Below are 14,438 nucleotides of genomic sequence, written 5' to 3'. Positions count from 1 at the left end.
TCTCGACGTTGGTTGGTAACACCGGGTCTGAAAAACCGATTGACACGGTGTTTTTGGAATAAAGGATAGGCTCTCAGGCGTTCGGTGAGGGAGAACGAGCGGATTGCTGATCGGTCGGCCGCCGCGCCGGCCGTCGCGCGAGTTCGCGGAACTGAGGCAGCAGCAGCGCCCCGACCAGCAGCACCAGCAGCCAGTAACGCTCGTTCCAGATCCGGGTGCGCGCATCGCTCGCTTCGGGAGGCAGACGGCTGACGGTCGCCGCTTCCAGAATGGCCTGGGTATCGCCGTCGCGATAGTCGGCACGCCGATAGAGTCCGCCGCCCGCCTGAGCCAACCCTTCCAGCAGCGCTTCGTTCAGCACCGAACGCACCGGCTGGCGCTGCGGATCACTTGGATCGACGATCACACCGCCCTGAGGTGCGGGCACTGTTGCACCACTCGCTGTGCCGACACCCAGCACATGCAGACGCACACCCTGTTCGGCCAGCCTGGAGACCTGCTCGCGCAATCCAGGTTCATCGAAATCCCCATCCGAGATCAGCAGCACGGCCCGCGCGCTCTCCTCAGGCAGTCCGGCGAGCAGGTTCTCGGCGCGCATCAGGGCGCGGGTCAGACTGCTGCCCTGAAGCCCCGGACTGGCCAGATCGGCCGAGAGCGCCGGCAGGGCATTGAGCAGGCTCGTCGTGTCCTCGGTGATGGGCGCCAGCACATGCGGCACGGTGGCGAACACGATCAGCCCCAGGCGTACCTGACGGTTCTGGACGATCAGATCCTGCAACTCCTGACGCGCGCGACCGAGCCGGTTCGGACTCACATCCTCGGCCAGCATCGAGCGTGAGACGTCGAGCAGCACCAGCAGGTTGTTGCCCGGATGGAACAGACGCAGGTCGGTGTAATCCCAGCGCGGCCCGGCCATCGCCGTCAACAGCAGCGTCCACAGCAGACTCCAGCGCAGAAACCGGCCCCAACGCTCGGGCGCGCTCAGATCGCGCGTCCCGGTCAGGTGCGGCAGCAGATGCGGATCGGCATAACGATGGATGGGCGCGCGCGCCGCCTGAGCCGCACTGCGCGCCAGCCAGATGGCCACCGGCGGGATCAGCAGCAACCCCAGGAACCACAGCGGCTGGTCGAAATGAAAGCCTCGGTCAAGCACTGGCGAGCCTCCGCGCGAAGCGTTTGCGACCCTCGGGGAACAGCCCCAGCCCGAGCAGGGCCAGGAGCGCCACGCCCAACGGCCAGCGGTAGAGCGGTCGGGGCAGGAAGGCGGTACGCGCCTCGGCCTCGGTCTTTTCGAGCTGGCCGATGCGCGACGAGATCTCTTCGAGCGCGCGGGTGTCGGTCGCGCGGAAATAGCCGCCGCCGGTCAGGTCGGCGATCTCCTGGAGCGTGCCTTCGTCCATGGTCAGGTCGTCGCGGTAGCGCACGCTGCCTTCCTCCAGGATCGGGATGCTCGGCTGCTTGCTGCCGACGCCGATGACATAGATCCGCGTCCCGGTCGCGCGCGCCAGCAACGCCGCCTCCTTGGGCGCAAAGCTGCCGGCGTTGTTGTCGCCGTCGGCGATCACGATCATCACCCGCGAGCCTTCGGGACGCTCGCGCAGCTTGCTCACGCCGAGCGCGATGGCGTCGCCGAGCGCCGTGGCTGGTCCGGCGATGCTCGGCGCCACGCCGTCGAGCAACTGGCGTGCGGCATGGCGGTCGAGCGTGAGCGGGGAGAGGATGAACGCCTGACTGCCGAACAGGACCAACCCGACCCGATCGCCCTCACGCGCGTCGATGAAGCGTCCCATGACGCCCTTGACCACCGCCATGCGGTTGACCTGACGGCCCTCGACCGTGAAATCCAGTGCCTCCATCGAGTGCGAGGCATCGACCGCGATCATGAGATCGTAGCCCGGCGTGCTGACTTCGGTATAGGGCGTGAGCCATTGCGGGCGCATCAGGGCCACGACCAGCGCGATCCACAGCAGATGGAGCAGCGCCCGATAGAGCCGGCCGGCGAGCTGGAGCCTGGGCCGGCGCGCGGTGAAGGCGGTGCGCAGATCGTCGAGGCGCGGATGGAGCAGGGTCTGGCGCCGGCCTTCCAGCGTTTCGTCGACCTGCGTGCGCCGATCCGGCCACAGAACGGGCAGGAGCCAGGGGAGCGGCAGCAGCAGCGCGGCCCAGGGCCAGTGGAACTCAAACATCGCGCGCACCTCGCTTGGGATCACCGGCACTCACCCAGCCCTCGGCGGCCTCGATCAGCGTCTGGATATCCGCCGTACCCGCTCCCGGCGGGGCATAGGGCGCCACCAGCAGCACCCGGCCGCGCTCGTGCCAGGGAAAGCCGTTCGGGTCATGCGCCGCCAGCCAGTCGAGCCAGTCGGTCCCGGTCAGACCGGCACAGGCCGGGCGCCCGAGCCGTGCCATGGCGATGCGGCGCAACAGCTCCGACAGCTCGCCGGCCAGGGGCTTGACGTCCTGACCCGTGCGCGCGCGTCGGCTCAGATCGCGCAGCGCCCTGGCCGCGTCCCAGCGCCAGGTGCCGAGCGTGACGCCCGGAATGGGCACACGCAGACTGAGCGGGACACGCCAGCGCCAGAGCGCATAGCCGAGCAGTCCACAGACCAGCGCCAGCAGCCACCAGCCCGGTGCCGGCGGCCACCAGGGGATCGGCGGGATGTCGCGGATGTCGCGCAGGGCCTGCAAGGGCGGTTCGATGGGTGTGAAGAGCGTATCCGTATCCATGTCAGACGGCCCGCGAGCGCGCACGCTGTTCGAGGTTGTGGATGAGGGTCAGATGGATCTCGGCGTCGGTGCGCACCGGCAGCAGCAGGATGTGCAGCCGGTGCGCCATCGCCTGGAGCCGTGCGCGCCGTTCCTCCCACAGTCGCCGATAGCCGCGCGCGGCCTCGGGGTCGTTGGTGTCGATCTCGACCAGCTCGCCGTCGGTGCCGGCGAAGGTGGCCACGCCCATGGCCGGGATCTCCCAGTCGGCCGGATCGTCGACCGGGATCAAGACCACGGTGTTGCGCTGGCAGAGATCGCCCAGCACCTGTTCCAGACCAGCGACTTCGCGATTGAGATCCGCGATCACGAACACCAGCGAGCCGGTCGGCAGACCCGAGGTCGCGCGCCGCAGTGCGCCGCTCAGACAGTCGATCGAGGGGTCCATCTCGGCGCCGGGTTCGGTCAGGGTGCGTAAAACCTGCCAGAGCGCGCGGCGTCCGCGCGAGGGGCGGAAGTGTTGCAGTCCGGCCAGCGGATCGCCGAACACCAGTCCGCCGACGCGGTCGTTGAGCCGGCTCGCCGCCCAGCCGATCAGCGCCGCCGCGCGCGCCGCCTGCACCGACTTGAAGGTGCCGCGCGTGCCGAAGCTCATGTGCGGTCCCTTGTCGACGCAGAGCACCACCGAGCGCTCGCGTTCCTCGCGGAAGATCTTCAGGTGCGGTTCGTTGGTGCGCGCCGTCACCTTCCAGTCCATGTAGCGGATGTCATCGCCCTCGCGGTATTCGCGCACCTCCTCGAAGTTGACTCCGGCACCCCGGAACACCGAGGCATAGAGTCCGGCAAAGGCCGAGTTGACCAGATGATGCGACGGCAGACCTAGCGAATGGGCCTGATGGCGCAGTTCCAACAGATCGTCGAGTCTGGGATAGAGGCTCATGCGGTGTGTGGCGCGACCTTGAACTGGGGTGAACAGGATCCTGGAAGCCCGGAGTCGAGAACGCATTCCAACCTAATGGGGGCAACCGCTTTGGGACTGGTCGGCCGAGCAATGATCAGGCGTCTGAGGGCGTCTGTTCGATCCGATCGTTTTCGAGCGCGGCACAGAGGGATCGCAAGGCGTCCAGCGAATCCGGGTCGACCAGGCGATGATCGGAACCCGTGGTGATCAGCCGCGAGGCGGGTAGGCCGCTGTGTGCCAGCAGCCGTTCCGAGTCGGCATAGGCCACGACGTCATCTTGCCTTGAGTGCAGAATCCAGGTCTCGGGTTTGACGCGATCTATCCGGCCGTGGGCGCGCCAGGCCGGGCACAGCAGCACCAGGGGCGTGTCTCGGGACTGGAGGTGCATGGCCACGGCGCCGCCGCGCGAAGAGCCGACGATGACATCGGGCGCGTTCCGGTCGTAAGCGGTCTGGGCGACGTCGACGGCCAACTGAAAGTCATCGTCATCCAGGGCGGGATTGAGCACCTCATGTCCCAGGCTTTGTAGAAACGTGGGTTTCATGCCGCCTGGGGTCGAGTACCATCCGTGCAAAAACAAAATTTTCATCGGTTCACATCCGATTGGGTGGAACGTCGAGTCAACTCATGGGGTTACATACGGCCGCAACCGCATCCGCCCCCCAGCCAGCCACACCTCCATATGCTTGAGATATGCCATCCCGAGCAAGGCTTGTTCACCGGCCATGTTCGGCAGCACGGTCGCCTTGACCTGATGCGCGACCACTCCCCCGACATCGACACTATCGAGCCAGGCCGTCCAGCTGCGCACATTGCCGTTGCCGGTCTTGCTCACCGCCCCCGGATGCAGCCGCAGACCCAGTTGCTGCGCCACGCCATAGGGCAGGGCGACATCCGCCGCGCCGGTATCGACCAGAAACTCGATACGCTCGCCATTGATGCGTCCAGTGACCACATACTGATCGAGCTGGTTCTGCTTGAGCACCACCTCGGGCACCCCATCGCTGCCCAGATAGGCCACCGGACGCGGATTGGGATTGCCCCGCCGACCGACCTGGCTCAGCACGAGCGCGATGGCCAGACCCAGCAGAGCAATGAGGATGAGACGGTTGTAGCGGAGTAATCCTGTCATCTTCAAGGCAAGTGACCTCGCAGAGTCAGCGTATCGCCGCGCTGAATGAGTTCGAGCGGCTTGAGGAAACTCATGCCCAGCAACACCTCGTCGCCCGGCATGTTCGGCAGCACGCTCGCGCGCACGCCATGCGCGACCAGTCCGCCGAGTTCGACCCGCGCCAGCCGCGTCGGCCAGATGCGGGTGATGCCGTTGGCGGTGCGGCTGGTGCCCTCCGGACCGAGCCGCAGATCCAACCGCCGCGCCAGATCCAGCGACAGCGCCACATCGGTCGCCCCCGTGTCGACCAGAAAGCGCACCGGCTCGCCGTTGATCTTACCGCTCGCGACATAGTGTCCGGCGCGATTGCGCTGGAGCACCACTTCGACCACGCCGTCGGCCCCCTGGACCGTGAGCGGATTCGGATTGGGATTGTTGTCCCGTTCCAGCCATTGATGGAAGAACAGCGCCAGCAACGCCAGTCCGGAGATCCAGGCCCCGAACAGCATGGCCCGACCGAGACGGGCGGGCCAGTCGTCGCGGACGCGCTCCTCGTCAGACACGCAGCAGCAGTCGCGCCGGATCTTCCAGCAGCTCCTTGATGGCGACCAGGAACTGCACCGCGTCGCGCCCGTCGATGAGCCTGTGGTCATAGGTGAGCGCCAGATACATCATGGGCGCGACCACGATCTGACCGTTCTCGACGATCGGACGCTCCTGGATCTTGTGCAGACCCAGGATGGCGCTCTGCGGCGGATTGAGGATGGGGGTCGACAGCAGCGAGCCGAACACCCCGCCATTGGTGATGGAGAAGGTGCCGCCGGTGAGCTCCTCGTAGCTGAGACTGCCGTCCCTGGCCTTCTGACCGAAGTCGGCGATGCCCTGCTCGACCTCGGCCATGCCGAGCTGATCGGCGTTGCGCAGGATCGGCACCACCAGACCGCGCGGCGAGCTGACCGCAATGCCGATGTCGTAATAGCCGTGATAGAGGACGTCCTCGCCGTCGATCGAGGCGTTGAGCACCGGGAAGCGTTGCAGGGCTTCAACCGCCGCCTTGACGAAGAACGACATCAGCCCCAGCCGCACACCGTGCCGCTGTTCGAAGGTCTCCTTGTAGCGCGCACGCAGGGCGTTGACGGCGCTCAGATTGACCTCGTTGAAGGTGGTCAGCAGCGCGGCGTTCTGTTGCGCCTGGAGCAGACGCTCGGCGATGCGCGCACGCAGCCGGGTCATGGGCACGCGCTGTTCGGGGCGGCCGGCCTCGCCACTGAGTGCCGGCGTTGGGGCGAGCGCGGGTTCGACCGGCGTCTGGGTGGCTGGTGCGGCGGCGAGATCGGGATGACGCTCCGGCGCCTGACCTTCGCGCGCATCCAGATAGGCCAGCACATCGGCCTTCTGGATGCGTCCATCGCGGCTGGGGATCTGGCTCGGCTCCAGGTGCAGTTCCTTGACCAGCTGACGCGCCGAGGGCGTGACATGGGGTGGTGCGTTCGGCTGGGGCGCTGCGGCGGGCGGCGTGGGCGTTGCGGTCGGAGCGGTGCTTGGCGTGCTCGCCGGCTTGGGGGCGGGCGCGACGCTCACCGCCCCCTCGCTGATCAGCGCCAGGACGTCATCGGTATGGACCATGGCGCCCTCTGCGGCCAGGATCTCGCTGAGCACGCCGGAGCGCGGCGCCGGTACTTCCAGCACCACCTTGTCGGTCTCCAGCTCGACCAGATTCTCGCCCTCTCTGACCGCCTCGCCCGGCCGTTTGCTCCAGGTCAACACCCGTGCATCGGCGACGGATTCGGGTAGGGCGGGTACGCGGACTTCGAGACTCATTGCGGCGGGATCCTTTTGTTCATGGTCGGGTTGTACTGGCCGTTCAGGGCCTCGTCGATCAGACGCTCATGCTGTTCGACATGGGCGGCGCGATGACCGACGGCCGGAGCGGCGGAAGCGGGGCGGCCGACATAATAAGGCCGCTTGCCCTCCTGGATGAGGTTGTGGAAACGATGCTTGATCTGGTCCCAGGCGCCCTGGTTCTGCGGCTCTTCCTGACACCAGACGATCTCCTCGACGTGCGCATAGGGTTCGAGCGCGCTCGCGAACGCCTCCTTGGGGAAGGGATAGAGCTGCTCGATACGCAGCAGCGCGACATTGGTCTGACCGCGCGCGCGCCGCGCCTCCAGCAGATCGTAATAGACCTTGCCGCTACAGAAGACGACGCGCTCGACCTCGGCCGGATCGATGGGATCGGTCTCGGGGATGAGCACCTGATACTGGCCGTGGGTCAGCTCGTCGAGCGAGGAGACGGCGAGCCGATGGCGCAGCAGGCTCTTGGGCGTCATCACGATCAGCGGCGTGCGATAGGGCCGCACCATCTGACGGCGCAGCAGATGGAACATCTGGGCCGGCGTGGTCGGCACGCAGACCTGGATGTTGTGCCCGGCACAGAGTTGCAGGAAGCGCTCGGGACGCGCCGACGAGTGCTCGGCGCCCTGGCCCTCCATGCCGTGCGGCAGCAGCATCACCAGACCGCAGTACAGCCCCCACTTGGTGCCGGCCGAACTGATGAACTGGTCGATGACCACCTGCGCGCCGTTGGCGAAGTCGCCGAACTGGGCCTCCCAGAGCGTGAGCGCGTGCGGTTCGGCGGTGGCGAAGCCATATTCGTAACCGAGCACCGCCTCTTCCGACAGGATCGAATCGATGGCGATGAAGGCGCCCTGATGCGGCCCCAGATGCTGGAGCGGAGTGTAGGACTCGCCCGTCACCTGATCGTGGATTTTGGCATGGCGATGGACGAAGGTGCCGCGTCCGACGTCCTGACCCGACAGTCGCACCGGGATGCCGGCATCGAGCAGTGACGCATAGGCCAGATTCTCGGCATAGCCCCAGTTGAGCAGCTGATCGCCCAGGGCCATCTTGCGCCGCTCCTCCCACAGCTTCTCGACGCGCGGATGCAGCTCGAAGCCCTCAGGCAAGCGCAGCATGGCCTCGCTGAGCGTGCGCAACGTCTCCAGCGGCACGCCGGTGTCGATGTCCTGGTTCCAGTGCTTGCCGCGACAGAAGCTCCAGTCGACCCGCGAGATGTTGTCCAGCCCGCAGAGCACCGGACGCGCAATGAGCACGCCCTGTTCGATCGAGTCGCGATAGGACGTGACCATCGCCTGCTCTTCGTCGTGCGTGAGCAGCCCCTGGGCGATCAGCCGCTCGGCATAGACCGCGCGCGGCGTCGGATGCTGGCGGATCTTCTGATACATCATCGGCTGCGTGACCGCCGGCTCATCGGCCTCGTTGTGACCGAGCCGGCGATAGCAGATCAGATCGACGATGACGTCCTTGTGGAACTGGTTGCGGAAGTCGAGCGCCAGCCGGGTGACGAAGATCACCGCCTCGGGATCGTCGCCGTTCACATGGAACACAGGCGCCTGCACCATCTTGGCGACATCCGTGCAATAAGGCGTGGAGCGCGCGTCGAGCGGATGGCTGGTGGTGAAACCGATCTGGTTGTTGATGACGATGTGCACCGTGCCGCCGGTGCCATAGCTGCGCGTCTGCGACAGTTGCAGCGTCTCCATCACCACGCCCTGACCGGCGAAAGCGGCATCGCCGTGGATCAGCACCGGCAGCACCTGATCGCCGGTCCGATCGCCCCGGCGGCGCTGGCGCGCGCGCACCGAGCCTTCGATCACCGGGTTGATGATCTCCAGATGCGAGGGATTGAAACCGAGCACCAGATGCACCAGACCGCCGGGCGTCTCGACGTCGGTGGCAAAGCCCATGTGATACTTGACGTCGCCGACCATCTGGCGCCAGTCCATCTGGACCCGGCCCTCGAACTCGTCAAAGATGTCGGCCGGCGGCTTGCCGAAAATGTTGGTGAGCACGTTGAGCCGGCCGCGATGCGCCATGCCGATCACGATCTCCTGCATCCCCTGGCGTCCGGCGCGCTGGATCAGCTCGTCGAGCATCGGGATGAGCGCATCGCCCCCTTCGAGCGAGAAGCGCTTTTGACCCACATAGCGCTGATGCAGATACTTTTCGATGCCCTCGGCGGCGGTCAGGAGTGTGAGCAGCCAGCGCCGCCCCGCCGCGTCCAGCTCGGGCTTGGCGCGATAGCCTTCCAGACGCTTCTGGATCCAGCGCTTCTCCTGGGTGCTGGTGATGTGCATGTACTCCGAACCGACCGTGCCGCAGTAGGTCTCCTGGACCATGCTGACGATCTCGCGCAGCGGCAGGCGATCCGGGGCATAGAGCGAGCCGGTGTTGAAGACCTGGTCCATGTCCTCCGGCCCCAGATTGTGATAATCCAGGTCCAGGTCGGCGATGCGCGGCGCCTCACGCAATCGGATCGGATCGATGTCGGCGACCTGATGGCCGCGGTAGCGATAGCCGTTGATGAGACTGAGCACGGCCGCCTGCTTCTCGGCGGCGGCCGGGTCCAGACAGTCGGCCGTGCGGCTGGAGGCGTGTGCGCGCGGCTCCTGGGCGAGACGCCGGAAGTTGTCGCGGATCGGGCCATGAGGCGTTTCAGCGGTGGCCGGCTCGTTGGCCGCCTCCTGGCGCAAGCCGTCGAAGCGCGCGCGCCAGGCGACATCGATGCTCTCCGGATCGACCAGATAACGCTCGTAGAGATCCTCGATGAAGGCGGCGTTGCCGCCGTAGAGTGCACTGGAGCCTCGGAACAAATCTAAGAGTGTGCTCATGCGGAGTGTTCGATTGCCTTTGGTGGTCTGTGTTCTTTTTAGTTGGATCGCTTGGCGCGACGCGACTGGACGCAGCCCAGCGTCCGGCTTTATAGCATACCCGACGCCGTGCCCGACACGTCGTCATGCATGGCGTCGCGCTTGCTCTAAATGCAATTGAAACGATAATGATATTAAATGGTTGAGCACATGCCTGTGCATCGAGTCACATCGATGGCGGTCGATGCCGGATGAACCCGAGACACCCATGCCAAACGATCTGGATTCCGCCGAGCGTCTCGTGATCCCCGAGTTCCTGGAGGATCGTCAGAGCGAAGCCCAGGTGCGCCGCGAGGCACGCATCCACCTAGCCAGGCTCGAGGCCGACATCGCCTATTTCCAGGCCCGTCTCGAACTGATCGGCGAGCCTATTAGCAGCAACCGTGCCGCGCAACGCAAGCTGTTCACGCTGTTGCACAAGGCCATCGCCAATCAGATCCTCGACACCCGACGCCGCCATGCCGACCTGCGCTGAGGTCGTTTCCGCGCACCGATCCGAGACCTGCCGCGCCATCCTGTGACACAATCGCCCCCCGAGCCGCGTCCGTGCGGTCGATCAATCTTGTTTTCAATCTTGAACCGCGTCGGCGACGACGTCTGCGCCCGTTTCGGTCGAACGCGGTTTGACTCCAGGATCCAACATGTCCAACAGCATTCGTATCGCCACCCGCAAGTCCCCCCTGGCCATGTGGCAGGCCGAGCACGTCACCGCCCGTCTCAAGGCGCTCCATCCCGGTCTCACCGTCGAGATCATCGGCATGACCACCAAGGGCGACCAGTTGCTCGACTCGCCCCTGTCGAAGGTCGGCGGCAAGGGTCTGTTCGTCAAGGAGCTGGAGCAGGGGATGCTGGCCGGTGAGGCGGACATCGCCGTGCACTCGATGAAGGACGTGCCGGTCGAGTTCCCCGAGGGGCTGCATCTGGCGGTGATCATGGAGCGCGAGAATCCCTATGACGCCTTCGTCTCCAACACCTATGCCAATCTCGCCGAGTTGCCCGAGGGCGCCTGTGTCGGCACCTCCAGTCTGCGTCGTCAGTGCCAGCTCGCCGACCGCCGTCCCGATCTGCGCATCGAGCCGCTGCGCGGCAACGTCAACACCCGTCTGGCCAAGCTCGATGCCGGCGAGTACGACGCCATCATCCTCGCCGCCGCCGGACTGATCCGGCTCGGCTTCGAGTCGCGCATCCGTGACTGCATCGATCCGGTCGACTCGCTGCCGGCCATCGGTCAGGGCGCCATCGGCATCGAGTGCCGGGTCGACGACGCGCGCGTGCATCAGCTCATCGCACCCCTGGCCGACCGCGACACCACCGACCGCGTGCTCGCCGAGCGTGCGATGAATGCGCGGCTCAACGGCGGCTGTCAGGTGCCGATCGGCGGTCATGCCGTACTCGACGGCGATCAGTTGATCCTCAAGGGTCTGGTGGGAACCACTGATGGAACGCGCATCCTGCGCGCCGAGGCGTCCGGTCCGCGTGCCGAGGCCGAGGCCATCGGCGTGCGCGTGGCCGAGGATCTGCTCGGGCAGGGCGCCGATGCCATCCTGAGCGCGCTCCTGGGGCACTGAGCGATGAGCACGCCTGCCGATCTCGCCGGTCGCGGCGTGCTGGTGACCCGTCCCGCCGGTCAGGCCGAGCTGCTGTGCCGCCTGATCGAGTCGGCGGGCGGGCGTGCCATCCGCTTTCCGACCATCGCCATCGAGCCGACCCACGATCCTGAGGCGACCGCGCTTTTGGGCGAGTCCTGGGATCTGATGTATTTCGTCAGTCCCAACGCGGTCGAACAGGCGCTGGCGCTGGTCGCCGATGCTGGCTGGCCGCGTGTGGAGCGGGTGGCGGCGGTCGGACGCGGCACGGCGCGCGCGCTGACGGCGGCCGGACGCGCGCCCGATCTGGTGCCGAACGATCGTTACGAGAGCGAAGCGTTGCTGGAGATGCCGGAACTGGCCGACATGCGCGGTCGGCGGGTACTGATCGTGCGCGGCGAGGGTGGGCGGGCGCTCTTCGCCCAGACCATGACCGAGCGCGGGGCCGAGGTACGTTTCGCCGAGGTCTACCGGCGCGTGCGGCCTTCGGTCGATGTCGCGCCGCTACTGGCACGCTGGTGCGAGGAAGTCGACTTCGTGATGGCGACCAGTGACGAGGTGCTGCTCAATCTGGCCGAACTACTGGGTCAGGAGGGGCGGGCGCCTCTGCTGGCCACGCCGCTGGTGGTCATCGCCGAGCGCACGGCTCAGACCGCGCGTGATCTGGGCTTCCAGACCATCCGGGTCGCCGAGCGCGCCGACGACGAGTCCATCGTTCGCGCACTGATCGCGTTATCCTGACCCTGTAGTGCGCAAAAAAACCTGTCCTTCAAGCTGGGGAGGCTGTGCAATCCATGCAATTTCCCTATGGCCTGAGTGATTTCGGCACCCTGATCGAGCATGGATACTGGTATCAGGATCGCACCGATCGCCTCGCGGCACTGGAAGACAGTGGACGGCAACTGATCTTCCTGCGCCCGCGCCGCTTCGGCAAGAGCCTGCTGCTGTCGATGCTGGAGCACTACTACGATCTCAATCGCGCCGACCGGTTCGAGGCGCTGTTCGGCTCGCTGGCCGTGGGGCGCAATCCCACGCCGCTGCGCAATCAGTATTTCGTCCTCAAATGGGACTTCTCGCTGATCCCCGCCTATGGCGAGATCGCCGACATCGAAGCGGCCCTGCATCGCTATCTCAACGGTTGTCTCACTCGGTTCGTCGCCGACTATCAGGATCACTGGACGCGCGAGATCCAGCTTCATCCCGGTGATGCGCTGGCCTCCTTCCAGTCCGTGCTGGGTGCCGTGCGCGCGACCCCGCACCGGCTCTATCTGCTGATCGACGAGTACGACAACTTCGCCAACGAAGTGATGATGGCGGATCGTCCCGGCAGTCAGGATCGCTACCAGACCCTATTGCAGGGTGAAGGGCTGTTCAAGAGCGTGTTCAAGGCGGTCAAGGCGGGGGCCGGTGGACTGGGCGTGGATCGAGTGTTCATCACCGGCGTCTCGCCGATCGTGCTCAGCGACATGACGAGCGGCTACAACGTCGGCGAAGACATCTATCTGTTGCCCCAGTTCAATGATCTGTGCGGCTTCACTGAGTCCGAGGTCTCGGCCGTGCTGCGGCAACTGGCAGGGGAGGGCGGCGACTGGTCGGCGGATGATGCGCTGGCGACCATGCGCACCTTCTACAACGGCTATCGGTTCAGCGAGGACGCCACGGAGAGCCTCTACAATCCGACCCTGAGCCTGTATTTTCTCAAGGCGCTGGCGCATCAGGGGCGGTATCCGCGTCGGATGCTGGATGAGAATCTGGCGATGGACCGCAACAAGCTGATCTATATCGCGCAGTTGTCCGGCGGCGAGGAACTGCTGGTCGAGGCGCTGAGCGGCGAGGATCAGGTACTGGTGCCGGAACTGGTGCAGCGCTTCGGGGTGGCCGATGTGCTGGCGGCGGTGAAGGATGAGCCGTTCATGGCCTCGCTGCTCTATTTCTTCGGCATCCTGACGCTGGCGGGGTTGACGTCCTTCGATGAGTGTCGATTGCGCATCCCCAATCTGGTGGCGCGCGGACTCTATGTCGAGCGACTACGCGAACGCTGGCTGCCGTTGACCGAGAGTGCGCGTGAGCTGCCCGAGGCGACGCGCGCTCTGGGGCAACGGGGCGATCTGGTTCCGCTGGCCGAGCTGATCGAACAGCGTTACTTCCGGGTGCTCTCCAATCGCGACTATCGCTGGACCAATGAGCTGTTGGTCAAATTCGCCTTTCTGACCCTGCTGTTCGACGATCGGCTCTACATGGCCGTCTCCGAGCTGGAGACCGGGCGCGGATATGTCGACCTGGCGTTGATCGTGCGCCCGGACAAGCGTCGCTTCCAGGTGCTGGATCTGCTGCTGGAGTTCAAATATCTGAGCCTGAAGGAGCTGGGTCTGACCGGCGAGCAGGTGCGTGAACGGTCACGCGAGGCGCTGGCCGAGCTGGCGCCCGTGGCGAGGAAGCTCGACGAGGCCGAGGCTCAGGCGCACGCCTATGGCGCCACCTTGAAAGAGCGCCATGGCCTCACGGAACTGCACGCTTTTGCCGTGGTTGCACTTGGCCTTGAGCGTGTTGTGTGGCGGATGTTGCCGCTCAACGGCTTGGCAAAAAACCATCCCGCTGCATCTGAGCGACGATCTCCTCGATCACCTGACTGATGGTGGTGCGCTCCGAGCTTGGATCGAGCGGCTGTGAGCGACCGGACCAGACCAGCCGCTCCTGCTTGGCGTCGTAGAGATTGGTTTCGAGCCGCAGTGATTCGAGATCGCTGTAATAGCCCGGCGCGCAGACTTCCTCGTAGACCTGGCTGAAATAGCCGACCAGATGGCGGTAGTGATCGGGAACCGAGCCGATCCGCGCCGCCGGCCGGGCGCCGGGCGTTTCATCGGCCACCAGATGGGTGATGAGGACGCCATCGGCCTTGACCTTCGCATAGCCCTCGGTCAGCCGCGTCAGTCGACCGAGATTGCGATCCGAGACCAGCTCATGTCCGGCCGTGGCCGTGACGCCAAGCGTCTGGAGCTGCTTGACGAAGTTGTCCTCATAGGCGCGCCGCACCTTGGGATTGTTGGTCACGCCGAAGACCACCAGCCGTTCATAGTGTCTGGGCGCTTGGTTCGGCGGCGTCCAGACCGAAGAAACCGGGCCGGTGGTGGCGCAGGCCGTCATGAGCACGGCGAGCAGGGCAGCGAGCAGGGCACGCACGAAGGGGTACATCAGTCGATCGGCTCCAATATTGGCGCGGTATCCCACAGGGTGAGCGGAGGCAGCGCGCTGAGGCAGGGTGTCGCGAGGCATGACCGGTTGGTGAATGCGCCAGGATTGCGCGGTCCGTCGCGACACCGCCGCGCGCCGGGACTCAGTATGCC

The 14,438-nt window shown here is 65.8% G+C and carries 14 protein-coding genes; 4 read left to right on the top strand and 10 right to left on the bottom strand.

Features of this window, described 5'->3' with window-relative positions; all coding sequences use genetic code 11:
• Nucleotides 1-73: 73 nt before the first annotated feature.
• From HW932_RS15685 to HW932_RS15645, 9 genes are all read right to left on the bottom strand, one after another.
• Nucleotides 74-1,153, bottom strand: a complete 1,080-nt coding sequence (locus HW932_RS15685; protein WP_176977431.1) for a VWA domain-containing protein — start codon at nt 1,151-1,153, stop codon at nt 74-76.
• On the bottom strand, nt 1,146-2,186 hold the full coding sequence (locus HW932_RS15680) for a VWA domain-containing protein (RefSeq protein WP_176977430.1): 1,041 nt from the start codon (nt 2,184-2,186) through the stop codon (nt 1,146-1,148). Before HW932_RS15680 ends, HW932_RS15685 begins: the two co-directional genes overlap by 8 nt.
• Nucleotides 2,179-2,727 (bottom strand): DUF4381 domain-containing protein, encoded by a 549-nt coding sequence (locus HW932_RS15675; RefSeq protein ID WP_176977429.1) that lies wholly within the window; start codon nt 2,725-2,727, stop codon nt 2,179-2,181. Before HW932_RS15675 ends, HW932_RS15680 begins: the two co-directional genes overlap by 8 nt.
• A 1-nt stretch (nt 2,728) precedes the next feature.
• The gene (locus HW932_RS15670) at nt 2,729-3,646 is read right to left on the bottom strand and encodes a DUF58 domain-containing protein (protein ID WP_176977428.1); all 918 of its coding nucleotides are present in this window, start codon (nt 3,644-3,646) and stop codon (nt 2,729-2,731) included.
• Between the two features lie 115 nt (nt 3,647-3,761).
• A complete protein-coding gene (locus HW932_RS15665; RefSeq protein WP_246296862.1) occupies nt 3,762-4,211 on the bottom strand; it encodes an alpha/beta fold hydrolase in 450 nt (149 codons plus the stop codon).
• 81 nt (nt 4,212-4,292) lie between these two features.
• Nucleotides 4,293-4,799 carry a retropepsin-like aspartic protease family protein gene (locus HW932_RS15660; RefSeq protein ID WP_246296861.1) on the bottom strand — a complete coding sequence of 169 codons (507 nt, stop codon included), beginning with the start codon at nt 4,797-4,799 and terminating at the stop codon, nt 4,293-4,295.
• A 2-nt stretch (nt 4,800-4,801) separates the two neighbouring features.
• The gene (locus HW932_RS15655) at nt 4,802-5,341 is read right to left on the bottom strand and encodes a retropepsin-like aspartic protease family protein (RefSeq protein WP_343047375.1); all 540 of its coding nucleotides are present in this window, start codon (nt 5,339-5,341) and stop codon (nt 4,802-4,804) included.
• Nucleotides 5,334-6,599 carry a 2-oxoglutarate dehydrogenase complex dihydrolipoyllysine-residue succinyltransferase gene (gene odhB / locus HW932_RS15650; protein WP_176977425.1) on the bottom strand — a complete coding sequence of 422 codons (1,266 nt, stop codon included), beginning with the start codon at nt 6,597-6,599 and terminating at the stop codon, nt 5,334-5,336. The genes HW932_RS15655 and odhB overlap by 8 nt, the downstream gene beginning before the upstream one ends.
• The gene (locus HW932_RS15645; protein WP_176977424.1) at nt 6,596-9,469 is read right to left on the bottom strand and encodes a 2-oxoglutarate dehydrogenase E1 component; all 2,874 of its coding nucleotides are present in this window, start codon (nt 9,467-9,469) and stop codon (nt 6,596-6,598) included. The genes odhB and HW932_RS15645 overlap by 4 nt, the downstream gene beginning before the upstream one ends.
• Before the next feature lie 247 nt (nt 9,470-9,716).
• Between HW932_RS15645 and HW932_RS15640 the strand changes: the two genes are divergently transcribed.
• From HW932_RS15640 to HW932_RS15625, 4 genes are all read left to right on the top strand, one after another.
• Nucleotides 9,717-9,983, top strand: a complete 267-nt coding sequence (locus HW932_RS15640) for a hypothetical protein (RefSeq protein ID WP_176977423.1) — start codon at nt 9,717-9,719, stop codon at nt 9,981-9,983.
• A gap of 166 nt (nt 9,984-10,149) precedes the next feature.
• Nucleotides 10,150-11,076, top strand: coding sequence for a hydroxymethylbilane synthase (gene hemC, locus HW932_RS15635; RefSeq protein ID WP_176977422.1), 927 nt, complete (start codon nt 10,150-10,152; stop codon nt 11,074-11,076).
• Between the two features lie 3 nt (nt 11,077-11,079).
• On the top strand, nt 11,080-11,835 hold the full coding sequence (locus HW932_RS15630; protein ID WP_176977421.1) for a uroporphyrinogen-III synthase: 756 nt from the start codon (nt 11,080-11,082) through the stop codon (nt 11,833-11,835).
• Nucleotides 11,836-11,888: 53 nt separating this feature from the next.
• Nucleotides 11,889-13,727 (top strand): AAA family ATPase, encoded by a 1,839-nt coding sequence (locus HW932_RS15625; RefSeq protein ID WP_176977420.1) that lies wholly within the window; start codon nt 11,889-11,891, stop codon nt 13,725-13,727.
• Here the strand turns inward: HW932_RS15625 and HW932_RS15620 are convergent.
• Nucleotides 13,663-14,286 (bottom strand): hypothetical protein, encoded by a 624-nt coding sequence (locus HW932_RS15620; RefSeq protein WP_176977419.1) that lies wholly within the window; start codon nt 14,284-14,286, stop codon nt 13,663-13,665. The two genes, HW932_RS15625 and HW932_RS15620, sit on opposite strands and share 65 nt — an antisense overlap.
• Nucleotides 14,287-14,438 lie beyond the last annotated feature (152 nt).

The sequence above is a fragment of the Allochromatium humboldtianum genome (assembly GCF_013385175.1).
Taxonomy (GTDB): domain Bacteria; phylum Pseudomonadota; class Gammaproteobacteria; order Chromatiales; family Chromatiaceae; genus Thermochromatium; species Thermochromatium humboldtianum.
Note: the sequence above shows the minus strand (reverse complement) of the source record. Positions and strands in the feature narration are given on the sequence as shown.